Annotated in this window: 18 protein-coding genes; 3 read left to right on the forward strand and 15 right to left on the reverse strand. The window is 64.3% G+C overall.

The features are described from left to right. Positions 1-58: 58 nt before the first annotated feature. The 4 genes from K2U94_RS10635 to K2U94_RS10650 form a co-directional block, all read right to left on the reverse strand. Positions 59-511 (reverse strand): host attachment protein, encoded by a 453-nt coding sequence (locus K2U94_RS10635; protein ID WP_243067187.1) that lies wholly within the window; start codon positions 509-511, stop codon positions 59-61. Positions 512-792: 281 nt separating this feature from the next. Continuing rightward, on the reverse strand, positions 793-1,125 hold the full coding sequence (locus K2U94_RS10640) for a cupredoxin domain-containing protein (RefSeq protein ID WP_243067188.1): 333 nt from the start codon (positions 1,123-1,125) through the stop codon (positions 793-795). Positions 1,126-1,151: 26 nt separating this feature from the next. Continuing rightward, on the reverse strand, positions 1,152-2,048 hold the full coding sequence (locus tag K2U94_RS10645) for a transporter (protein ID WP_243067189.1): 897 nt from the start codon (positions 2,046-2,048) through the stop codon (positions 1,152-1,154). Positions 2,049-2,206: 158 nt separating this feature from the next. Beyond that, positions 2,207-3,106, reverse strand: a complete 900-nt coding sequence (locus K2U94_RS10650) for a LysR family transcriptional regulator (RefSeq protein WP_243067190.1) — start codon at positions 3,104-3,106, stop codon at positions 2,207-2,209. 136 nt (positions 3,107-3,242) lie between these two features. Here K2U94_RS10650 and K2U94_RS10655 point away from each other — a divergent pair, with 136 nt between their 5' ends. Genes K2U94_RS10655 through K2U94_RS10665 form a run of 3 tightly spaced genes read left to right on the forward strand, consistent with a single transcriptional unit; the run spans position 3,243 to position 4,991 of the window. Then, positions 3,243-3,857, forward strand: a complete 615-nt coding sequence (locus tag K2U94_RS10655) for a YceI family protein (protein WP_243067191.1) — start codon at positions 3,243-3,245, stop codon at positions 3,855-3,857. Between the two features lies 1 nt (position 3,858). Next, positions 3,859-4,446, forward strand: coding sequence for a cytochrome b (locus tag K2U94_RS10660; RefSeq protein WP_243067192.1), 588 nt, complete (start codon positions 3,859-3,861; stop codon positions 4,444-4,446). After that, positions 4,443-4,991, forward strand: coding sequence for a YceI family protein (locus K2U94_RS10665; RefSeq protein WP_243067193.1), 549 nt, complete (start codon positions 4,443-4,445; stop codon positions 4,989-4,991). Before K2U94_RS10660 ends, K2U94_RS10665 begins: the two co-directional genes overlap by 4 nt. Before the next feature lie 34 nt (positions 4,992-5,025). Here K2U94_RS10665 and bfr read toward each other — a convergent pair whose 3' ends face one another. The 11 genes from bfr to K2U94_RS10720 form a co-directional block, all read right to left on the reverse strand. After that, positions 5,026-5,505 (reverse strand): bacterioferritin, encoded by a 480-nt coding sequence (gene bfr, locus K2U94_RS10670; RefSeq protein ID WP_243067194.1) that lies wholly within the window; start codon positions 5,503-5,505, stop codon positions 5,026-5,028. A gap of 56 nt (positions 5,506-5,561) precedes the next feature. Next, positions 5,562-5,744, reverse strand: a complete 183-nt coding sequence (locus K2U94_RS10675) for a hypothetical protein (protein ID WP_243067195.1) — start codon at positions 5,742-5,744, stop codon at positions 5,562-5,564. A 199-nt stretch (positions 5,745-5,943) separates the two neighbouring features. Further along, the gene (locus K2U94_RS10680; protein WP_243067196.1) at positions 5,944-7,587 is read right to left on the reverse strand and encodes an OFA family MFS transporter; all 1,644 of its coding nucleotides are present in this window, start codon (positions 7,585-7,587) and stop codon (positions 5,944-5,946) included. A gap of 73 nt (positions 7,588-7,660) precedes the next feature. Further along, positions 7,661-7,915 carry a formate dehydrogenase subunit delta gene (locus K2U94_RS10685; RefSeq protein ID WP_243067197.1) on the reverse strand — a complete coding sequence of 85 codons (255 nt, stop codon included), beginning with the start codon at positions 7,913-7,915 and terminating at the stop codon, positions 7,661-7,663. Beyond that, complete coding sequence (fdhD, locus tag K2U94_RS10690) at positions 7,912-8,754, reverse strand: formate dehydrogenase accessory sulfurtransferase FdhD (RefSeq protein WP_243067198.1); 843 nt, start codon at positions 8,752-8,754, stop codon at positions 7,912-7,914. Before fdhD ends, K2U94_RS10685 begins: the two co-directional genes overlap by 4 nt. Further along, on the reverse strand, positions 8,741-11,584 hold the full coding sequence (gene fdhF, locus K2U94_RS10695) for a formate dehydrogenase subunit alpha (RefSeq protein ID WP_243067199.1): 2,844 nt from the start codon (positions 11,582-11,584) through the stop codon (positions 8,741-8,743). The genes fdhD and fdhF overlap by 14 nt, the downstream gene beginning before the upstream one ends. A gap of 9 nt (positions 11,585-11,593) precedes the next feature. Continuing rightward, complete coding sequence (locus tag K2U94_RS10700) at positions 11,594-13,150, reverse strand: formate dehydrogenase beta subunit (protein ID WP_243067200.1); 1,557 nt, start codon at positions 13,148-13,150, stop codon at positions 11,594-11,596. Beyond that, complete coding sequence (locus K2U94_RS10705; RefSeq protein WP_243067201.1) at positions 13,147-13,635, reverse strand: NAD(P)H-dependent oxidoreductase subunit E; 489 nt, start codon at positions 13,633-13,635, stop codon at positions 13,147-13,149. The genes K2U94_RS10700 and K2U94_RS10705 overlap by 4 nt, the downstream gene beginning before the upstream one ends. Before the next feature lie 213 nt (positions 13,636-13,848). Further along, the gene (locus tag K2U94_RS10710) at positions 13,849-17,184 is read right to left on the reverse strand and encodes an efflux RND transporter permease subunit (RefSeq protein WP_243067202.1); all 3,336 of its coding nucleotides are present in this window, start codon (positions 17,182-17,184) and stop codon (positions 13,849-13,851) included. Positions 17,185-17,296: 112 nt separating this feature from the next. Next, positions 17,297-20,422 (reverse strand): multidrug efflux RND transporter permease subunit, encoded by a 3,126-nt coding sequence (locus tag K2U94_RS10715; protein ID WP_243067203.1) that lies wholly within the window; start codon positions 20,420-20,422, stop codon positions 17,297-17,299. Further along, positions 20,419-21,762 (reverse strand): efflux RND transporter periplasmic adaptor subunit, encoded by a 1,344-nt coding sequence (locus K2U94_RS10720; protein WP_243067204.1) that lies wholly within the window; start codon positions 21,760-21,762, stop codon positions 20,419-20,421. Before K2U94_RS10720 ends, K2U94_RS10715 begins: the two co-directional genes overlap by 4 nt. Between the last annotated feature and the right edge of the window lie 85 nt (positions 21,763-21,847).

Raw genomic sequence — 21,847 nt, forward strand, 5'->3', positions numbered from 1 at the left:
GCCTCAATCTTGCGGGAAGGGTCGCGCCGCCCGGAGGAGAGGGGCGGCGCGGGCGGCGTCAGCCGACGATATGTTTTTCGATGTCCCAGATGGGCAGATTGGTGAAATCCTTGTCGATCTCGGCGAGCACCTTGCTTTTCACGTCGTTGTGCAGGCAGCGGCGCAGGTCGGCCAGCGTCCTGGCGGGCGCCGCGATCACCACCGCGGTCGCGGCGCGCTCGCGCACGATGGTCTCCAGCGCCTCGGCGGCGCGCTCGGCGAACCGATGTTCCTCGATCTCATGCCAGTCGGTCGGCTCGACCGCGCTGCGCGCCGTGGAATTCGCCCCCATGAAGGCGCGTCCGGGCTTGTCCGTGCCCTGATCGCGGCTCGGCGGATTGTCCTCGCCGGCCAGAACGCGCTCGGTCACCAGATTGGCGTATTTCTCGTCTCCCTCGTTGCGCAGGAACAAAGCCTTGCGGCCGTCGCCAACAAAAACGAAAGCGTCATGGGGAAGTGCGATTTTGTTCACGATCTTACTCCCGATTTTCGGGTTAGGCGCCGCTTGCCGCACGGCGCTGGCGGATGGAGCGGGCCGCTCGGGCCGACGCTCCCGCCCTCTTTCGGCAGGGCCAGGTTTTCCTCCTGGAATCATAAATAGGGGGAAACCCCGTTCGGCGCCATGACGCGTGTCAATTTGCTCAAGTCAAGCTTGCGCTCGACAAACGGGGGGGCGAAGCGCGAAGGCGCGATTAACGGTGAAAAAAGTTCGTCAGATTCGGCGCGCGGAGCTAAATCCACGGCGTTCCAAGCTCATTGGACGATGAGTTCGCCTTCGGTCGTGTCGATATGGAAATCGTCGAAGAAGGCGTAGCGACCCGCGTTGAGCGCGCGCATTTGGATCGCGACTTCACCCCCCGCCGCGACGATTCGTTCGACCCGCAGGCTCTTGCTTTCGAATTCGGCGGGCGTGGAATCCAGATTCCTGACGACCAGCGTGAAAGGCTGGTTCGCGGGCGCGCGCGGCGCGACGGGCGCGAACTTATGGTTCTTGATCGCAATGCGGACAGTCGCCTGTTGCGCGACAGCGGGCGCGGCGATCGGGCCGAGCAGGACGATTGCGGCGAAGAGGTGGGCGGTCTTCATGGTTGGCTCCATAATTTGGTGGCGGGTCAGAATTCGACGCCGAGTTTGAGGCGGGCGCGCTGCTGCGTAAAATCGGCCAGGTCGAGACCGCCGGGCGCGCCCTCGGCGTGGCCGGAGACCTGGGTCGACCAGGCGGCCGCCAGGAAGATTTTCGGCGTGAACTGCACGTAGAGCGTCGGCCCGAGATAGAAGGCCGAACCATCGAGAGTGTTGAAGCCGTATCCCTGAAAGGATCGATAGAACTCCGCTTCGCCGCCCAATGCGACCTTTGGCGTGACACGGAACGCCATTGCCGCGGTGGCGCCGAAGCCCGAGGCGCGGCTCCAACCTGAGTCGCCGGGGGCGCGTGCGGCTTCCGGCTCGTAGATCAGATTCAGGGCGGCAAAGAGCCGGTTGGCGATCAGCTCCGTGTCGGCGGCAAGGCGCGCCTCCATCGCGAAGCTGCTCTCGCGACCGCCGCCGGTCCCGTCGATCCGGCCCCATTCGGGCTCGACGGACAGCGACAGGCCGATCGGGTTGCCGGGACCCCGTCCGATCAGCAGGAATTTCGGCTTGAACGAGAAGCCCGAATAATTGGCGCTGTCGCGATTATCGAGGCCGTCAACGTTGTGGATATCGCTCCACAGGCCTCGCACGGCGACTTCGTAAGACCAGAACTGGGACGGAACATGCTCGAACTCCAGCTCCTGCTCGATGGACCTGAAACTGCCTCCTCGCATGCCCGCATTCGCGGTGGTTTCGGATTCGAGCTCCTTCTCGCCCTCGGCGCCGATGTCCGTGCCTTCGGTGAAGCCAAAAAGATACTTGGTCTCGATGTCATGGTAACGGTCCGACGGGACGTTCTCCGCCTTGGCGCCGAACGTTGACGCGGCGACGCAGAGGGTGACCAGCGACAGGATGAGATGCAATCGGGCGGCGGTCATTTGTCGTTTCCCAAAGAATGTCGATCGGATGAATCAAGTTTTGCCTTCCGCCCCGTCTGGCGCAACAACAACGGCTTTCATTAGAATAAATATAAACTAGCGCCGGTTTCCGCGTTTGGGCGCGCGGTCGGCGCCGCGTGGAGCGGACGTTTCGCGGCTCAGACGGACGGGCAGGACTTCAACCGCTCGATCAGCCAACGTCCGGCCGGTCCGGGCGGCGCCGCCGTGCGATAGACGGCGGTCATCGGCGCGATCAGTCCAGCGGACGGAATTTCCGGCGTGACGAGCCGAACCAGCCGCCCTTCGGCGAGGTCACGCTCGACGGCGTGCAGCGGCATTGAGCCCCATCCGATGCCGTTGAGCAGGAAGGAATGTTTGGCGTAGAGATCGGCGAGCCGCCAGGTGGTCGGCGACATCACGCTGTATTCCAGTTCGGTCGAGCGGCTCGCGCGCTCGGTGAGGACGAGCTGGATGTGTTTGGCCAGTTCGCTTTGGGGGATCACGCCTTTGAGCGCCGCCAGCGGATGGTCCGGAGCCGCGACCATGATCACGGCGACGCCCGCGAGCGACTCGGCGCTTAAGCCCGGCGGCAGCGGCGTCGGGCCGCCGACGACGGCGAAACTGGCGCGTCCGTCGAGCACCGGTTCGGTCGAGGCGCCCAGCACCTCCACGTAAATGCGCAGCGGCGTCGCCGGGAAACGCAGGCGAAATTCCTTGGCCGCCTCGGTGATCGCCTGGAACGGGAAATAGACGTCGATGACCGCGCATAACTCCGGCTCGATTCCTTCCGACAGCCCTTTGGCGCGGAAATTCAGGAAATCGACGGCGCCGCCGACGGCGCGGGCGTCCCGCAGCAGCAGCTTGCCGGCGGAGGTGAGCCGGGGCGCGCGCCCTGAACGATCGAACAGACCGACGCCGAGTTCGTCCTCGAGCCGGCGGACGAGGTCGCTCACAGCCGACTGCGCCCGCCCCAGCTTGCGGGCGGCTGCCGAAAAACTGCCTTCCTCCGCGGCGACGATAAAAGTGCGGATCTGGTCGAGCGAAACACGGTCGCGCATGGTTTCTTCTATCTGAAATTCAGATGGAAAATATCACAAACCAACGGCCGGACGCCAGAGGCATACGGCCCCAGATTGGGCGCAGCTTCGCAGGTCCGCGCCGCCGGACCCGTCATCTCGCAGAAAGGAACTGTTCATGAAAAGCATTATTGCCGCGGGCCTTGGCGCGGTCCTTTTCGCCGGCGCCGGCGTGGCCGCTTTCGCCCAGTCGCGCGTGACCGAGGGCAAGAACGTCAAGGCCGGCGTGTACAGCGCCGAACCCTACCATACCCAGGCTCTGTTCACGGTTTCGCATTTCGGTCTGTCGAATTTTTCCGGCGTGATCACCGGCGCCTCCGGCTCGCTGAAGCTCGATCCCGCCCATCCCGCCAATTCGAAACTGGAGGTTTCGCTGGATACCGGGACAATCCTGACCCCGGTCCAGAAACTCACCGACGAGCTGAGGGGCGAGAATTGGCTCGACTCCGGCAAATATCCCAAGGCGCGTTTCGTCTCGACCAAGGTGATCCCGACCGGGGCCAATCAGGCGACCATTGAGGGCAATCTCACTTTTCACGGCGTGACCAAGCCATTCACCCTCAAGGCGCATCTGGTTGGCGTGGGCGTCAACCCGATCGACAAGGCCTATACTGTGGGTTTCGAGGCCGAGGGCGCGTTGAAGCGCACCGAATTCGGCGTGTCGGCCTATGCGCCGATGATCGGCGACACAGTCCATCTGACCATCCACGGCGCCTTCGAACTGAAGCCCTGATATGACCAAGCCGTCGCCCGAACGTTACAGCGCGGTCGCCGTCGTCCTGCATTGGGCGATGGCGCTCGGGATTTTCGCCCTGATCGGCATCGGGCTGACCATGAAACATGGGAATATCCCCAAGGCGCAGGTGGTTCAGCTCTTTCAGCTCCACAAATCCATCGGAATTCTCATCCTTCTTCTGGTGATCGTCCGGCTGGCGTGGCGGCTGGTCCAAGCTCCGCCGGCGCTGCCTTCCGTCCTGCCGGCGCTGGAACGCAAGGCCGCCCATGCCGGTCATGCGGCGCTCTATTTCTTCATGCTGGCGCTGCCTTTGAGCGGCTGGGCGCTCGTCACCACCTCGCGGTTCAACATACCGACCGTGCTGTTCGGACTGGTCGTCTGGCCGCCCATGCCGTTTCTGGCCGATTCGGCCGACAAGGCGGCGATTCATGAGGTTATGGAGGCGTTCCACAAATATGGCGCCTATGTGCTGATCGCGGTGCTGGCCGTTCACATCGGCGCCGCCCTGCGTCATGCGGTCAAGGGCGACGCGCCGCTGTCGCGCATGAGCCTGTTCGGCGGCAAGGCCGGGGGGAGCGCGAAGTGAGGGGGGCGGCCGTTCTTGCCATTCTTCTGGCGTCAGCCTCGGCGGCGCAGGCGGCTTCGTGGAAAGTCCTGCCGGGAAGCGCCCTGACCTTCACCGGCTCGCAGGCCGGCGAGAAATTTACCGGCCATTTCGGCCAGTTCGACGCAAAAATCTCGCTTGACCCGGACAAGCTTGCCGAAGCCAGCATTGTCGTGGCGGTGGATGTCGCCAGCGCCGCCACCGGCGACCTGCAGCGCGATACGGCGCTCCCGGCCAAGGATTGGTTCGACGCCGCTGCTTTTCCGCAGGCGCGGTTCGAGTCGCATCAGGTGACCCGCACCGCCGCGGGTTATGAGGCGGTGGGGGGCCTGACTTTGCGCGGCGTGACCAAGGAAATCCATCTGCCCTTCACCCTGGCTATCGACGGGCGGAAGGCGGAGGCGAAGGGCCATCTCGATTTGAACCGCGACCTTTTCGGCGTGGGGCAGGGGCAATGGACGAGCGACGAATGGGTCGCCCTCAAGGTCGGCGTCGATTTCGACCTGAAGGCCGAGCGCACGGATTGAGGCGCGCGCCGAATAGGGCGCGGGCCGCAGGTGGTTATGACGACAATTCGCCGATGTGCTTCTGGGCGTAGAGCTCGACGCCGATCTGTTTGATCAGTTCGAGTTGAGTTTCGAGGAAGTCGATATGATCCTCCTCGTCATGGGCCAGATCCTCGAACTGGTTCTGGGTCACGCGGTCGTTGACCGAGAGACAATAGGCCGCGGCTTCGAGATAGAGCGCGCGGGCCTCCATTTCAGCTGCGAGATCGGCCTCGATGATTTCCTTGATGTTCTCGCCGATGCGCAGGCCGTTCAGCTCCTGCATGTTGGGAAAGCCTTCCAGGAACAGGATTCGCGCGGTCACCTTGTCGGCGTGCTCCATTTCCTCGATGGATTCCTTGCGCCATTTCTTGGCGAGGTCCTTGTAGCCCCAATTGTCGAGGATGCGGTAGTGCAACCAATATTGGTTGATCGCGGTCAGTTCGCTGCGCAGGGCCTTGTTGAGATATTCAAGCACCGTAGCGTCGCCGCGCATGTCCGTTCTCCTTAGCGTCCATGGAGCGAGCCGCTCCCGGGACTATCATGATAAAGTCATTCCGCGGCAATAGCCAAGGTCGGATTGGCGCGGGCGCGGCCTGCCACTTTGGCGGAGGCCTCGCGGTCGCATAGGGCCTGAATGTTGCGCACGCAGCGGCCGCATTTGGGCAGGCGGCCCTGGGCGCGGAACACGTCGCGCGCTCGCTCGGCGGAAGCGCCGCAAGGCTTAACGCTCATCCGCACGTCCTGGTCCGTTATCATATTGCAGGAGCAAAGGATCATGTCGCGCTCGCCGCTGGTTTCAATGGCGTCAGTAAACAGGCGTTGCGAGTCTTACGGAAGCAAATTGGCCCTTGTTAGACGTTTTCTAAACTGCATGGTCGAACGACAAAAAACGGCCGGCCCGATGGGGAGGATTCGAGCCGGCCGGAGAGCTTCAGAACAAGGCCGAGGCCTTGCTCAGCGCGAAATAGACGCCGATCAGGAAGGGTATGCCGACGGCCACCCACGCCAGGACGCCGTTGAACCCGAACTTGCCATGACCGGCGTGTTCCGCGTCGCCCTTGATGACGTCCTCATGCTGGAGCGAACGTTCGCGCAGAACCTCCTCGTCCGTCATGTGGTGCTTGTCCGCGACCGGGAAGATCAGCAGGTTGCAGACCAGGCCAACCAGAAGCATGCCGACGAGGATATGCAGGGTGCCGTCGTAGACCAGATTGTGGGGCACGCCGGCGTTGATCTGCTGCTGTCGCAATTGGGCGATCAGCGCGGGGCCGACGATTCCCGCCACCGACCAGGCGGTGAGGATGCGCCCGTGGATCGCGCCGACCATCTGGGTGCCGAACAGGTCGGCCAGATAGGCGGGCACGGTGGAGAAACCGCCGCCATACATAGTGAGGATGATGCAGATCGTGGCGACGAACAGGCCGGCCGCGCCATGATGTCCGAGGATCGGCAGCACGTAATAGAGGCCCATGCCGAGGATGAAGAACACGGAATAGGTTGTCTTCCGGCCGATGTGATCGGAAATCGACGCCCAGAAGAAGCGGCCGAGGGAGTTGAACAGGCTGATGAGCCCGACGAGGCCGGCTGCCGCCGCGACGACGCCCGCCTTCTGGGCCGCGGTGAGACCGGCTGCGCCGCCGCCGCCGATCAGCCTGCCCCCGAAAATGTCCTGCAGCATCGGGCTAGCCATGGAAATGACGCCGATGCCGGCGGTCACGTTCAGGCACAGCACCGCCCAGACCAGCCAGAACTGCGGCGTCTTCCACGCCTCGTTGAGATGCACGTCCTTGTGCGAGATCATCGATTTGGCGGCCTTGGGCGGCGGCGTCCAGCCCTCGGGTTTCCACCCCGTGGGAGCGACGCGGAAGCCGAAGGCGCCCGCCGACATGGCCAGAAAATAAAGGACGCCCATCGCCATCAGCGTCCAGGCGACAGCTTCGGTCGCGCCGGAGGCGCTGAAATGTTTCATCAGCGCCACCGCGATCGGGGCGCCGATCATCGCGCCGCCGCCATAGCCCATGATGGCCATGCCGGTCGCCATGCCGCGCCGGTCGGGGAACCATTTGATCAGGGTCGAGACCGGGGAAATATAACCAAGCCCCTGGCCGACGCCGCCGATCACGCCGCAGCCGAGCCACAGCAGCCAGAGCTGGTGGACCATCACGCCAAAGCCGCCGATGACCAGCCCGCCGCCCCAACACAAGGCTGCGATGAAAGCGGCCTTGCGCGGCCCGGCATGTTCGAGCCAGCCGCCGAACAAGGCCGCCGAGACGCCGAGCATGGCGATGAAAATCTCGAAGGTCGGCGTAACCATCGGCACGGTCCAGTTGCAGGACCTTGTGAAGAGCATGCCGAAAAAGCCGATATTGGCGCAGGCGGCGGCGTCCGTATTTGACAGCATCCGGCTCATCGGCAGCCAGAACACCGAAAAGCCATAGGCCATGCCGATGCACAAATGGATCGCCAAAGCCGCCGGTGGAACCAGCCAGCGGTTGAATCCCGGTCTCGCGACCGTCGCCTGACGGTCGAGCCAGCCCGGAGCCGAGGGCGCGGACACACCTGCAGCGCTTGCCATATATTCCTCCCCTTTCGACGTTGCCTGCTGATTGCAGCTTGTGTTGGCGCAACGTTAATTCGGCAGCAAAGCGCTATTTCGCTTTCTTTCGCGCGATCTTTTCCCGCGCCGCCGCCACCAGAGGCGGCAGGGCCTGCCCCGGCTCGGAGGCGGCGGCGAGGAAATCCTCGCGCATTTTCGGCGTCCAGAAATGGTTGATGTGGCTCGCGATGGACTCGACCGCTTTTTCCTCGGGATAGACGCGGAAATAGTCGGCGATTTCCTTGGCCATGCGAATCAGCCTGGCCTGGTTTTCGTCGTGGGCGAAGGTGTGCGTGTCCTGGTTCATGAAGCGGCGGCCTCCGGTCCGGCTGCTTGGTCGGCGGCAAGGGCGCCGGAAAAAACCATCATGCTGTCGGCTCGCGCAATGGCCGCGAGGGACAGGCCCAAAGCCTGGGCCCGCTCGATAGCCAGCGACGTCGGCGCCGAAATGGCGACGAGCGCGGGCGCGCCGAATATCGCCGTCTTCTCGACCATTTCGAACGAGGCGCGGCTGGTGACGACAACGAAGCCCTCGCGCGGCGACACGCCCTCGCGGATCAGGGCGCCGATGAGCTTGTCGAGGGCGTTGTGGCGGCCGACGTCCTCGCGGAGCGCCCGGATGGCGCCGTCGCGCGTGCAGAAGGCGGCGCCATGGACGGCGTGGGTCAAGGCGTTGAGCTGCTGGTTGCGGTCGAGATTGGCCAGCGCCGCGAAGATCGCGCGCGGCGCCACGGGCGGGGCGGAGCCGAGCCTCTCGGCCTGAGGCAATTGCTCGACCGTCTCCACCCCACACAGGCCGCAGGAGGTGCGTCCCGTGAGGGCGCGGCGCCGCGCGAGATGCTCCCGGAACCGCCCGGGCGCCAGTTCGATATGAAGTTCGAGGCCTTTTTCCTGCGGCGCGGCCCGCACCGAGCGAATCTCGCTCGCGGAGCGGACGATCCCCTCGGTCAGGCTGAAGCCATAGGCGAAATCCTCAGCGTCCCCCGGACTCGCCATCATCACCGCATAGGGCGCGTCGCCATAGATGAAACTCACCGGGACTTCGTTCGCGATCGCGCGCCGCGAGGGGATTGGGATCCCGCTCGCGGCGTCGATCCGCAGCGCCTCGGTCAGGCGCGATGCGGGAAGGCGGTCATTCGGCGGCATCCGGCGCCGCCTCCAGAACTTTCCGCATGGTCACGTCTTCTTCGGCGTTACGCTCCTGCCAGGAGGACAGCGAGTTGACGCGCCGCACCTCGACCGCGGTGACCTTGTATTCCGGGCAATTGGTCGCCCAGTCGGAATTGTCGGTGGTCACCACATTGGCGCCCGAACCGGGATAGTGGAAGGTCGTATAGACGACACCCGGCTGCATGCGCGGCGAAATTCTCGCCCGCAGCGCGGTCTCGCCGGCGCGGCTGGCCAGCGACACCAGATCGCCGTCCATCACGCCGCGCTGTTCGGCGTCGAAGGGGTGGATCTCGAGTTCGTCCTCCTTGTGCCAGAAGCTGTTCTCGGTCCGCCGCGTCTGGGCGCCGACATTATATTGCGACAATATCCGCCCGGTGGTGAGGATGAGCGGGAAGCGGGGGCCGCTGCGCTCGCGGGTCGGCACATATTCGGTCAGCATGAAGTGACCCTTGCCGCCGACGAAGCGGTCCACATGCATGAGCGGCGTGCCCTGCGGCGCCTTGTCGTTGCACGGCCATTGCACCGAGCCGAGTTCGTCGAGCTTCCTGTAGCTCACGCCGGCGAAGGTCGGGGTCAGGGCCGCGACCTCGTCCATGATCTCGGACGGGTGGCTGTAGTTCATGTCATAGCCCATGGCCTGGGCGAGTTCGCAGGCGACGCGCCATTCGTCCTTGCCGCACAGCGGCGCCATCACCTTGCGGACGCGGTTGATGCGGCGCTCGGCGTTGGTGAAGGTGCCGTCCTTTTCGAGGAAGGAGCAACCCGGCAGGAAGATATGGGCGTATTTCGCGGTTTCGTTCAGGAACAGGTCCTGGACGATCACGCATTCCATCGCCGCGAGGCCCGATGTGATGTGCTGGGTGTTGGGGTCGGACTGGGCGATGTCCTCGCCCTGCACGAACAGGCCCTTGTAATTCCCCTCCCTCGCCTCGTCGATCATGTTGGGGATGCGCAGGCCGGGCTCGTCGTCGAGCGTGACGCCCCACAGGGCCTGGAAGGTCTCGCGGGTCGCGTCCTCCGATACATGGCGATAGCCTGGGAATTCATGGGGGAAGGAGCCCATGTCGCAGGAGCCCTGGACATTGTTCTGGCCGCGCAACGGGTTCACGCCGGCGCCGACATGGCCGATATTGCCGGTGGCCATCGCGAGATTGGCCAAGGCCATGACGGTCGTCGAGCCCTGGCTGTGCTCGGTGACGCCGAGCCCGTAATAGATCGCCGCATTCTTGACGCTGGCGTAGAGCCGGGCCGCGGCGCGCACGTCCTTGGCCGGAACGCCGGTATATTGCTCCATTTCCTCCGGCGAATTTTCCGGCAAGGCGACAAAGCGCGCCCAGGATTCGAATTCGTCGAGGTCGCAGCGCGCACGGACATAATCCTCGCGCACCAGCCCCTCGGTGACGATGACATGGGCAATCGAATCGAGCAGGGCGACATTGGTCCCCGGCTTGAGCGGAAGATAATAATCGGCCTGCACATGGGGGGTGCGAACAAGGTCGATGGCGCGGGGGTCAGCGACGATCAGCCGGGCGCCTGCGCGCAGGCGCTTCTTCATGCGCGAGGCGAAGACCGGGTGGCCGTCGGTCGGATTGGCGCCGATGACGAAAATGACGTCGGCGTCATCGACGGACTTGAAATCCTGGGTGCCGGCCGAGGTGCCGAGCGTGGTCTTGAGGCCATAGCCGGTCGGCGAATGGCAGACGCGGGCGCAGGTGTCCACATTGTTGTTGCGGAAGGCGGCGCGCACCATCTTCTGCAGGACGAAGACTTCCTCATTCGTGCAGCGCGACGAGGTGATGGCGCCGATCGACTCGCGGCCATATTTCGCTTGGATGCGTTTGAACTCGGCGGCGGCATGGGATATCGCCTCCTCCCAGCTCACCTCGCGCCAGGGGTCGGTGATCTTCTCGCGGACCATCGGCTTGAGCATGCGGTCCTTGTGCGTGGCGTAGCCATAGGCGAAGCGGCCCTTGACGCAGGAATGGCCCTCATTGGCCTGCCCGGCCTTATAGGGCATCATGCGGATCAGCTTGTCGCCGCGCATTTCCGCCTTGAAGGAGCAACCGACGCCGCAATAGGCGCAGGTGGTGACGACCGAATGTTCCGGCATGCCGTATTCGACCACGCTTTTCTCGATCAGCGACCCGGTCGGGCAGGCCTGCACACAGGCGCCGCAGGACACGCATTCGGAATTGACGAAATCCGTCGGTCCGGGTTTTATGCGCGATTCGAAGCCGCGTCCCTCGACGGTCAGGGCGAATGTGCCCTGCACCTCCTCGCAGGCGCGGACGCAGCGGCTGCAGACGATGCATTTGGCGGGATCATAGACGAAATAGGGATTGGACTCGTCCTTGGCGTCGTCGAGATGGTTTTCGCCGTCAAAGCCGTAGCGCATCTTGCGCAAGCCGACTTCGGCGGCGGCGTCGCGAAATTCGCCGCCGCCATCGGGGGAGATCAGGACGTCGCGCGGGTAATCGGAAACATAAAGCTCCATTACGCCGCGGCGCAGTCTTGCCAGGCGCTCGGTCTGGGTGCGGACCACCATGCCCGCTTCCGCCGGCGTGGTGCAGGAGGCGGGCGTGCCGCGCCGGCCTTCAATCTCCACCAGGCACAGACGGCAGGAGCCGAAGGGCTCCAGATTGTCGGTGGCGCAGAGTTTGGGAATTTTCACGCCGCGCGACATGGCGGCGGCCATCACCGACGTTCCGACCGGCACGGTCACCTGTTCGCCGTCGATGGTGAGGGTGATCTTTTCCTCGGCGACGCGGATTGGCGTGCCGTAATCGATTTCCTGGATGAGGCTCATCGTGAGCTCCTATTCGGCGGCGGTCTTGCGCTCGGCGGGGACGAAGTCCTCCGGGAAGCGGTCGATCGCGGACAAGACGGGCATCGGGGTCAGACCGCCATGGGCGCACAGCGAACCGTCGGTCATGACCTCGCAGAGATCGCGAACAAGGGCGATATTGGCTTCGACGTCGCGGCCGGCGATGATCTTTGTCATCATTTCTTCGCCGCGCACCGCGCCGATGCGGCAGGGGGTGCATTTGCCGCAGCTTTCCTTGGCGCAGAAATGGAACGCGAAACGCGCCATTTTCGCCATGTCGACACTGTCGTCGAACACCACAACGCCGCCATGCCCAAGCAGAGCGCGGTTGGCGGCGAGCGTTTCATAATCCAGCGGCAGGTCGAGTTCTTTTTCGCTGAGATAGGCGCCGAGCGGGCCGCCGACCTGAACGGCGCGGATCGGGCGCCCGCTCGCCGTGCCGCCGCCGAAATCCTCGATGATCTCGCGCAAGGTGACGCCGAAGGCGCGTTCGATCAGGCCGCCGCGTAAAACATTGCCGGCGAGCTGGATGGGCAGGGTTCCGCGCGAGCGTCCCATGCCGTAATCCCCATAGGCCTTTCCGCCCTCGGCGAGGATATAGGGCACGGCGGCGAGCGTCAGAACATTGTTGATGAGCGTCGGCTTGCCGAACAGGCCGGAAATCGCCGGCAGAGGCGGCTTTGCCCGCACCAGGCCGCGCTTGCCTTCGAGACTTTCAAGCAGCGAGGTCTCCTCGCCGCAGATATAGGCGCCGGCGCCGATGCGCAGTTCGAGATCGAACGGTTTTTCGCGTCCGAAAGCGTCCTTGCCGATCCAGCCGGCCTGTCGGGCAAGGTGGATCGCGCTCTCCATCGCATTGGCCGCGTGGGGATATTCCGAACGCAGATAGATAAAACCCTTGGTCGCGCCCACCGCATAGGCGGCGATGGCCATGCCCTCGATGAGCATGAAGGGGTCGCCCTCGAAGACCATGCGGTCGGCGAAAGTGCCGCTGTCGCCTTCATCCGCGTTGCAGACGACATATTTGCGGTCGGCTTGCGCGTCGTGGACGGTCTTCCACTTGATGCCCGCCGGGAAGCCGGCGCCGCCGCGTCCGCGCAGGCCCGAGAGGCGCACCTGTTCGACGACTTCCGCCGGCGCCAGGGTCAGCGCCTTTTTCAACCCCTCAAGCCCGCCATGGGCGCAATAATCGGCGAGAGAAAAAGGATCGATCACGCCGATGCGCGCGAAGGTGAGGCGCTGCTGGCGCTTCATCCAGTCGAGATCCTCGATCAGTCCGACGCGCAGGGCGTGGTCGCCGCCCGTCAAGGCTCCGGCGTCGAACAGCGAGGCGACGTCGCGCGCCTTGACCGGGCCATAGCCGACGCGGCCCTGCGCGGTCTCGACCTCGACCAGGGGCTCCAGCCAGAACATGCCGCGCGAGCCGTTGCGGACGATCTCGACCGCCTCGCCGCGCGCTTTGGCTTCGCGCTGGATGGCGTCGACCACGGCGTTGGCGCCGACCGAAAGGGCCGCGGCGTCGCGGGGAACATAGATTTTCGTGCTCATTGCCGCGCTCCCGCCGCGCGCGCGACCGCCGCATAGAGTTCGTCGAGGCTTTGCGGGTCTAGCGCGCCGTAGATTTCGCCGTCATGCAGGGCGTTGGGGCCGAGCGCGCAATTGCCGAGGCAATAAGCGGTCTCGACGCTAACGCCTTTGTGATAGCCACCGTCGATCTTGGCGCCGTGAGTCGTTTCGAGATGGGCGGCCAGTTCTTCGGCGCCGCGCGCCTGGCAGGCTTCGGCGCGGCACAGCTTGATCGTTCCGCCCATCGGCGGCTGACGCTTGAAATCGTGGTAGAAGGAAATCGTCCCGAACACTTCCGCGCGCGAAACATTCAAGGAATTGGCGATGATAGCGACAGCGCGGGCGTCCACATAGCCGAACTTGTTCTGCAAGGCATGGAGGATCGGCAGCATTGCCCCTTCCATCCCCGAACGCTCGTGGATCAGCTCACGGGCGAGGTTCTCGTCCCAGGCGACGTGAACAGACATGATTTCCTCCAGATCCTGCTTCTTATTGTTGCAGGCGTAATTCATTCTGGCGTCAGCGCTTTGACTTGCGCAAATTATTTTTTTCAAAGTCTTGATAGACGCCGTCTATCTGCGCAGGCGGGAAGTCCGGGCGCCGAACGATGGCTCCTCCCGCCGTCGGCAGGAGTCAACTAATTGAAATAAGCAGGCGTTTGCCGAAGGCAAGGGGGCCGGTCAGACATTTCCGGCGGCCGGCTTGTCCGGCGCTTCGCGGCCTCGGAACAACGCGGCGCGTCTCGACTTCAACCAAATGCTGAAACGATCGAGATAGAGGTAGACGACCGGCGTCGTATAGAGCGTCAGGATCTGGCTGACGATCAGCCCACCGATGATCGACACGCCGAGCGGGCGCCGCATTTCGCCGCCTTCGCCGAAGGAGAGCGCGAGCGGCAGGGCGCCGAGCATGGCGGCGAAGGACGTCATCAGGATCGGGCGCAGGCGCAGCATGCAGGCCTCGTAGATCGCATCGCGTGAACTGGCGTTGCGGGTGCGTTTCGCATTGATCGCGAAATCCACCATCATGATGGCGTTCTTTTTGACGAGGCCGATCAGCAGAATCACGCCTATGCCCGAAATCACGTCGAACTCGATGCCGAAGATCGCCAGGCTGAGAAGGGCGCCGACGGCCGCGGAGAACAGGGTCGAGAGAATGGTGATTGGATGGATCAGGCTCTCGTAGAGAATGCCGAGCACGATATACATCGCCAGAACGGCCGTAAGGAGGAGGAGCGGAAAGGCCGAAACCGAGCCCACGAAGAGCAGGGCCGCGCCGGAGGCGCCGCCGTGGACGCTGACCGGCATGTGGATTTCCGCCTCGGCCGCATGAATCTCGGCGAAAGCGTCGCTGAGCGAATCCTTGGGGTCGAGGTTGAAGGAGATCGTGGTCGTCACGAAGGGGCCTTCGTGGTTGATCGCGAGCGGGGCGTTGCCGCGCTCGTAATGGCTCACCGCGGAAAGCGGGATCATCGTCTCCTTGATGGTGCTGACCGCCGCGCCGGCGGAGGCCGAGCTTTTGCCCGACGCGGCCAGGGCGTTGGTCGCGGAGTTCCTGGCGGAATCGAGGCTCGCCGAGCCTGCGGCGGCGGAGGCGCTCGCGCCGGCTTCCGACTGCCGGCTCACCGTCCCGCTTGGCAGGTTGGAGGTAGCGACGGCGTTGGCGGCGCCGCCGGCGGTGGAAATATAGATCTGGTCGAGCATGGAGGGGCTCTGCGTGTAGCGCGGGTCGATCTCCATGACGACGTGATATTGGTTGATGGCCGCGAAAATCGTTGAGACCTGACGCTGGCCGAAGGCGTCGTAGAGCGTGTTGTCGATCATCGCCGCCGTCAGCCCGAAGCGCGCGGCGGCGTCGCGGTCGATGACGAGGTCGCTTTCGAGCGCCTTGATTTTCTGGTCGGAGACGACGTCCTTGAGGCGCCCGCGCCGGATCAGGGCGTCGGTCAGCTTCTGCGCCCATTCATAGAGTTCGGCGGTGTTGTCGGCGTAGAGCGTATATTGATATTGCGAGGACGATTGCCGGCCGGTGAATTTGTAGTCCGAAAAAGCCTGGAAATAGAGCCGTCCGCCCGGCACATGGGAAAGCTTCTTGCGCAGCCGGGCGATCACTTCGTTGACGCTGACATCGCGCTGCGACAGCGGCTTAAGCGCCGCGAAGACGCGCGCGCTGTTGGTGGCGCCGCCGGGTCCCGCGCCCGAGCCGGTGAAGCCGACCACCGTTTCGACCGCCGGATCGGCTTGGACGATCGAGAGCATTTCCGCGAGCTTCTTCTTCATGCTCTGGAAAGAAATGCTCTGGTCGCCCTCCAGCGTTCCCATCATGCGCCCGGTGTCCTCTTCCGGGAACAGGCCCTTTTGGACGCCTTTGTAAACGGTCGGGACGGCGCCCAGGAGAATGAAAATGAGGCCGATGGTCGCGAATAGAGCGCCCATGATCAGCGGCGGATGGCGCAGGCTCCAGGACAGGCTGCGGCCATAGGCTCGCTGAATCCGGTCGAACGTCTCTTCGAGAAAATGCTGGCGCTTCACGCCGTGGCTCCTGCGCATGAACAAGGCGCAGAGCATCGGCGTGGTGGTCAGCGAAATGACCAGAGAAATCAGGATTGCGACCGCCATGGTCACCGAGAATTCGCGAAAGAAACGCCCGATCAGCCCGCCCATGAACAGGATCGGGGTGAAGACCGCGATCAGCGACATGGTGATGGAGAAAACGGTGAAGCCGACCTCCTTGGCGCCGCGCAGCGCGGCCTCCCGCGCCGGCATTCCCGCTTCGATATGGCGTTCGATGTTCTCGACCACGACGATGGCGTCGTCCACGACGAAGCCGGTTGAAATGGTCAGGGCCATCAGCGACAGGAGGTTGAGGCTGTATCCGAGCAGATACATCGCGCCGAAGGTTCCGACGATGGAAACCACCACGGCGATGCTCGGCGCCAAGGTGGCGCGGGCGTTGCCGAGAAAGAGAAAGACCACCATGGTCACCAGCGTGACGGCGATCAGCAAAGTGATTTCGGTGTCGTGCAGCGAAGCGCGGATGGAGCTCGATCGGTCGATGACCGTCTTGAGCTTGATGTCGCCCTGAAGGGCGGCCTGCAGATAGGGCAGCTCCGCCTTCACCGCATCGACCGTCTCGATGATGTTGGAGCCGGGTTCGGGGAACAGGATCGCCAGCACGGAAGGGATGCCGTCGGCGAAGCCGGCGTTGCGCAAATCCTCGACCGAATCCTCAATCGTGGCGACGTCGGAGAGGCGCACCGGCGAACCGTTGCGATAGGCGATCACCAAAGGCCTGTAATCTTCGGCGTGCGAGGCCTGATCGTTGGTGTAGATCTGGAAATGCCGCTTGTCCTGCTCGATCGCGCCCTTGGGCGCGTTGGCGTTGGCCGAGGCGAGCGCCGCGCGCACGTCCTCGAGGCCAATGCCATATTTGAACAGGGCCTGCGGATTGAGTTCGACCCGCACAGCCGGCAGCGCCGCGCCGCCGATGATGACCTGGCCAATTCCCGGAAGCTGGGAAATGCGCTGCTGCAGAACATTGCTGGCGGCGTCGTAAAGCTGCCCGCGCGTAAGCGTTTTCGAGGTCAGGCTGAGAATGAGGATCGGCGCCTCGGCCGGATTGACCTTGCGATAGGTGGGGTTCTGGCGCAAGGCCGTCGGCAGGTCGGCGCGGGCGGCGTTGATCGCGGCCTGAACGTCGCGCGCCGCGCCGTTGATGTCGCGGCTGAGGCCGAACTGCATGACGATCTGGGTCTGGCCGAGGCTCGACTTCGAGGTCATTTCGGTCACGTCGGCGATCTGGCCGAGATGGCGTTCGAGCGGCTGGGCGACGCTGTTGGCCACGGTCTCTGGGCTCGCGCCGGGCAGGGCCGCATTGACCGTGACGAAGGGAATCTGGACCTCGGGCAGCGGCGCCACCGGCAGCATGAAAAAGGCCAGCGCCCCGGACAGAGCGATCGCCAGCGTCAGCAGGATCGTCGCGACCGGACGGCGGATGAAGGGCGCGGATATATTCATGCGTTTTCCCCATGGAAAGCGCATTCCACTCGCGCGGAAATCCGCCCTCCGCGAGAGGAATTTCCGCGCGATCCGTTTTCGCGGATCGCGAAGCGATCTTGCGAAAACCGCTTCATTCCGCCGGCTCCGGCTCCGGACCCGCCATCGGGCCGGGGTCGCCTGACCGGCGCAGGCGCCGGGCGAGGCGGTCGAAATAGAGATAGATCACCGGCGTGGTGAACAGGGTCAGGATCTGGCTGACGACGAGGCCGCCGACGATGGCGTAGCCCAGCGGCTGGCGCAATTCATAGCCGACGCCGCTGCCGAGCATCAGGGGCAGTGCGCCGAGGATGGCGGCCATGGTGGTCATCAGGATCGGGCGGAAGCGCAGAAGACACGCCTGCCGGATCGCCGCGACGGGGGAAAGGCCTTCGACGCGCTCGGCTTCGAGCGCGAAGTCGATCATCATGATGGCGTTTTTCTTGACGATGCCGATCAGCAGGATGATGCCGATGATCGCGATGACGTCGAGTTCATAGCCGAACAGCAGCAGGGTCAGGAGCGCGCCGACGCTTGCCGAGGGCAGGGTCGAGAGAATGGTGATCGGATGGATGAAGCTCTCGTAGAGCACGCCGAGCACGATATACATCGTGACCACCGCCGCCGCGATCAGCAGGAGTTGGTTGGTCAGCGAGGCCTGGAAGGCCGCCGCAGCGCCCTGATAGGCGACGACGAAGGAATCGGGCAGGCCGACCTCGGCTTTCGCGCGCTCGATCGCCGCGACGCCGGCGCCGAGCGAGACGCCCCTGGCGAGATTGAAGGAAATTGTGGTCGCCGGGAACTGGCCGAGATGCGTGATCACCAGCGGGCCGGCGCGCTTTTTGACATGGACGAAGGCGGAGAGCGGGACCTGTCCGTTGGACGTCGAGGCGTTGGACGGCAGGTAGATCTTGTCGAGTCCCTTGAGCGACGCCTGCACCGAGCGCTCGCCTTCGAGAATCACCCGATATTGGTTCGACTGGGTGTAGATGGTCGAAATGATCCGCTGGCCGAACAGGTCATAGAGGACATTGTCCACCGAGGCCGGGGTGATGCCGAAACGCGCGGCGGTCGCGCGGTCGATGACTATATCGAGCGCCGCTCCCTGCTGCTGCATGTCGCTGCTGACGTCGGCGAGTTCGGGGGACTGGCGCAGACGCTCGACCAGCTTGGGCGCCCATTCCTTGAAGAGCTCGGAATTGGCGTTTTCCAGCACGAATTTATATTGCGCGCGGGTGACGGTGGAGTCGATCGTCAGGTCCTGCGAGGGCTGCATATAGAGCTTGACGCCCATGATGTCGGACGCCTCGCGGCCGAGCCGGCGGATGACGTCGCTGATCGTATCCTTGCGCTGGTCCTGCGGCTTGAGATTGATGAGGAAGCGGCCGGAATTGAGGGTGAGATTGGAGCCGTCCACGCCGACGAAGGAGGCGATCGTATCGACGTCGCGATCCTTGAGGAGGACATCGGCCAGCTTGCCCTGAAGGCGCGCCATTTCGCTGAACGAGGCGTCCTGCGGCCCTTCGGAAATTGCCTGGATGACGCCGGTGTCCTGCACCGGAAAGAAGCCCTTGGGGATAATAATGTAGAGCCAGGCGGTCAGGCCGAGCGTCGCCAAGGCGACGATCAGCGTCAGCGCCTGATGGCGCAGCACCACGTCGAGCGCTTTGGCGTAGCCGGCGATGATCCGGTTGAAGACATGCTCGGCGGCGAGATCGAAGCGGCCGCGCTCATTGTCCGGGCGATGGCGGATCAGCCGCGCGCACATCATCGGCACCAGAGTGAGCGAGACGAAGGCGGAAATGACGATGGTGACCGCCAAGGTCACCGCGAATTCGTGGAACAGCCGCCCCACCACCTCGCCCATGAACAAGAGCGGGATCAGCACCGCGATCAGCGAGACGGTGAGCGAGATGATGGTGAAGCCGATTTCCCGCGAGCCCTGCAAGGCGGCGGCAAGCGGCTCCATGCCGTCCTCGACATGGCGCGCGATGTTCTCGATCATCACGATGGCGTCGTCCACGACGAAGCCGGTCGCGATGGTCAGCGCCATCAGCGACAGATTGTCGAGACTGTAGCCGAGCAGATACATGATCCCGAAGGCGCCGACGAGCGACAGGGGCGCCGAAAGGCTGGGAATGAGGGTCGCGGGCAGGGTGCGCAGGAAAAGGAAGATCACCAGCACGACGAGCACGATGGCGACGATCATCTCGAATTTCACGTCCGCGACCGAGGCCCGGATCGTCACGGTGCGGTCGGACATTACATCGACATTCACCGCCGCCGGCAGGTCGGCCAGGAGCTTCGGCAGAAGCTTGCGCACCGAATCGGCGGTGGCGATGACATTGGCGCCCGGCTGGCGCTGGACGTTGAGGATGATCGCCGGCGTCTTGCCGGCCCAGGCCGCGATCTTGGTGTTCTCGGGGCCGTTGATGACCTTGGCGACGTCGGAGAGGCGCACCGGCGCCCCGTTGCGATAGGCGATGATCTGGTCGGCATAGCCCTCGGCGCTGGTGAGCTGGTCGTTGGCGGCGATGGTCGAGGCGCGCGTCGGGCCGTCGAAACTCCCCTTCGGAATATTGACATTGGCGTTGCCGAGAATGGTCCGCACGTCGTCGATGTTCAGGCCATAGGCCGCGAGCGCCGTGGGATTGAGCTGGACGCGGACGGCGGGCCGCTGGCCGCCCGCCACGCTGACGAGGCCGACGCCCGGCTGCTGCGAAATCTTCTGGGCCAGGCGGGTTTCGCTCAAATCCTCCAATTCGGTGAGCGGCAGGGTCTTGGAGGTCACCGAAAGGGTCAGGATCGGCGCGTCGGCGGGATTGACCTTGAAATAGATCGGCGGCGCGGGAAGATCGGACGGCAGCAGGTTGTTGGCGGCGTTGATCGCGGCCTGGACCTCCTGTTCGGCGACGTCGAGCGACAGCGAAAGGCCGAATTGCAGCGTGATGATCGAGGCGCCGGCGGAACTCGCCGAGGTCATCTCAGCGAGGCCCGGCATCTGGCCGAGCTGGCGCTCCAGCGGCGCGGTGACCGAGGAGGTCATCACCTCAGGGCTCGCGCCGGGATAGAAGGTCTGGACCTGGATCGTGGGGTAATCCACCGTCGGAAGGGTGGCCAGCGGCAGAAAGCGGTAACCCATCAGGCCCGACAGCAGAATGGCGACCATCAGCAGCGAGGTCGCCACCGGACGGCGGATGAAAGGCTCGGAAACGTTCATCGCCGCGTGCGTTCCCCCGCGGCGGGGGGCGGGTCGACGCTGGGCGCCGCCGCCTTTTGAGCCGGTTTGCCGTTATTGGAGGCGTTTTTGGACTCGTCGCTGACGACGCGGACCTCGGCGCCTTCGCGCAGGCGGTCGGCCCCGTCCACCACCACCTTGTCGCCGGGCGAAAGGCCCGACAGGATCTGGACATAGGGCCCGTCGGTCGCGCCGAGCTTGACCACCCGGACCGTGGCCTTGCCGCTCTCGATCACATAGGCGTAATCGCCGGGCGCGCCGTGCTGGATGCCGGCGAGCGGCGCGGCGACGGCGTCCTTCAGCGTCGCCGCGAGCAGGCGGACGTTGACGAACTGATTGGGGAAGAGCGCCTCGTCGTTATTGTCGAAAACGGCGCGCAGTTTCACCATTCCGGTCGAGGTGTCGATCTGGCTGTCAAGCGCGCTGACCGTCCCGGTCGCGAGTTTCTTGACATTGGCGCGGTCATAAGCGGTCGCGACGAGTTTGGCGCCGTCGCGGATCTTCGGCAGAATCTTGTCGAGCGCGTCTTCGGAAACCGTGAAAATCACGGACATCGGCTGCATCTGGGTGATGACCGCAATGCCGGTCGTCGAGCCGGCCTGGACGTAATTGCCCGGGTCCACCAGCCGCAGCCCGATCCGCCCGGTCACCGGCGACACGATATGGGCGTAGGTGATGTTGAGGTCCTGGGCGGCGATCAGCGCCTGATCGGCGCGGACCGTGCCCTCTGCCTGCTCGACGACGAATTTCTGGTTCTGCGCGGTCTGGGCGGCGATCGAATTCTGCTTCAACAGCGCACTGTAGCGCGCCATGTCGGCCCGGGCCTGGTCGAGCGCGCCCTGGTCGCGTGCGAGTTGGCCCTCATATTGGGCTTTCAGCGCCTGATAGGGGCGGGGGTCGATCTGGGCGAGGAAATCGCCCTTCTTGACATGCTGGCCTTCCTTGAAGGCGACTTCCTGAAGATAGCCCGCAATTTGGCTGACCACGGTCACGGTGGCGAGCGGCGTCACCGTGCCGAGCGCTTCGATCGTCACATGGATGTCGCGGGGCGCGACGATCGCGACGGCGACCGGGGGCTTGCCGCCGATATCGGCGCGGCCCTTGTGCGTCTTGTCGGCGGCGGTCTGGCCCGCAGGCTCGGGCTTGTGGTAATAGAGCCAGGCCCAGCCTCCGCCGGCCGCGAGCAGGATCAGGACGATCCAGAAAAGCCAGGGCCGCCCGCCGCCCGGACGTCCGACGCCGGTCTCGTGAGCGGGGCTCTCGGTCGAACCGGGAGCCCGGCCGGCCTCGCGCCGGGAAATGATGATTTCGCTTTCGTTCATCGGATTCTGTTGTCCAGGAAACGCGCCCCGTTCAAATCATACGGATCATGTAGGAAGCGGGATTGTTTCCCACGTTCCTACTATG

The sequence above is a fragment of the Candidatus Rhodoblastus alkanivorans genome, from assembly GCF_022760755.1.
Lineage (GTDB): Bacteria > Pseudomonadota > Alphaproteobacteria > Rhizobiales > Beijerinckiaceae > Rhodoblastus > Rhodoblastus alkanivorans.

What these genes read in the sequence shown, in the direction of transcription:
- K2U94_RS10640 (WP_243067188.1), bottom strand. Translation starts at nt 1,125, where the DNA reads ATGAAGACCGCCCACCTCTTCGCCGCAATCGTCCTGCTCGGCCCGATC.
- K2U94_RS10655 (WP_243067191.1), top strand. Translation starts at nt 3,243, where the DNA reads ATGAAAAGCATTATTGCCGCGGGCCTTGGCGCGGTCCTTTTCGCCGGC.
- fdhD (WP_243067198.1), bottom strand. Translation starts at nt 8,754, where the DNA reads ATGCCGCCGAATGACCGCCTTCCCGCATCGCGCCTGACCGAGGCGCTG.
- K2U94_RS10685 (WP_243067197.1), bottom strand. Translation starts at nt 7,915, where the DNA reads ATGAACCAGGACACGCACACCTTCGCCCACGACGAAAACCAGGCCAGG.
- K2U94_RS10675 (WP_243067195.1), bottom strand. Translation starts at nt 5,744, where the DNA reads ATGAGCGTTAAGCCTTGCGGCGCTTCCGCCGAGCGAGCGCGCGACGTG.
- K2U94_RS10715 (WP_243067203.1), bottom strand. Translation starts at nt 20,422, where the DNA reads ATGAACGTTTCCGAGCCTTTCATCCGCCGTCCGGTGGCGACCTCGCTG.
- K2U94_RS10650 (WP_243067190.1), bottom strand. Translation starts at nt 3,106, where the DNA reads ATGCGCGACCGTGTTTCGCTCGACCAGATCCGCACTTTTATCGTCGCC.
- K2U94_RS10680 (WP_243067196.1), bottom strand. Translation starts at nt 7,587, where the DNA reads ATGGCAAGCGCTGCAGGTGTGTCCGCGCCCTCGGCTCCGGGCTGGCTC.
- K2U94_RS10660 (WP_243067192.1), top strand. Translation starts at nt 3,859, where the DNA reads ATGACCAAGCCGTCGCCCGAACGTTACAGCGCGGTCGCCGTCGTCCTG.
- K2U94_RS10645 (WP_243067189.1), bottom strand. Translation starts at nt 2,048, where the DNA reads ATGACCGCCGCCCGATTGCATCTCATCCTGTCGCTGGTCACCCTCTGC.
- K2U94_RS10710 (WP_243067202.1), bottom strand. Translation starts at nt 17,184, where the DNA reads ATGAATATATCCGCGCCCTTCATCCGCCGTCCGGTCGCGACGATCCTG.
- fdhF (WP_243067199.1), bottom strand. Translation starts at nt 11,584, where the DNA reads ATGAGCCTCATCCAGGAAATCGATTACGGCACGCCAATCCGCGTCGCC.
- K2U94_RS10705 (WP_243067201.1), bottom strand. Translation starts at nt 13,635, where the DNA reads ATGTCTGTTCACGTCGCCTGGGACGAGAACCTCGCCCGTGAGCTGATC.
- bfr (WP_243067194.1), bottom strand. Translation starts at nt 5,505, where the DNA reads ATGCGCGGCGACGCTACGGTGCTTGAATATCTCAACAAGGCCCTGCGC.
- K2U94_RS10700 (WP_243067200.1), bottom strand. Translation starts at nt 13,150, where the DNA reads ATGAGCACGAAAATCTATGTTCCCCGCGACGCCGCGGCCCTTTCGGTC.
- K2U94_RS10720 (WP_243067204.1), bottom strand. Translation starts at nt 21,762, where the DNA reads ATGAACGAAAGCGAAATCATCATTTCCCGGCGCGAGGCCGGCCGGGCT.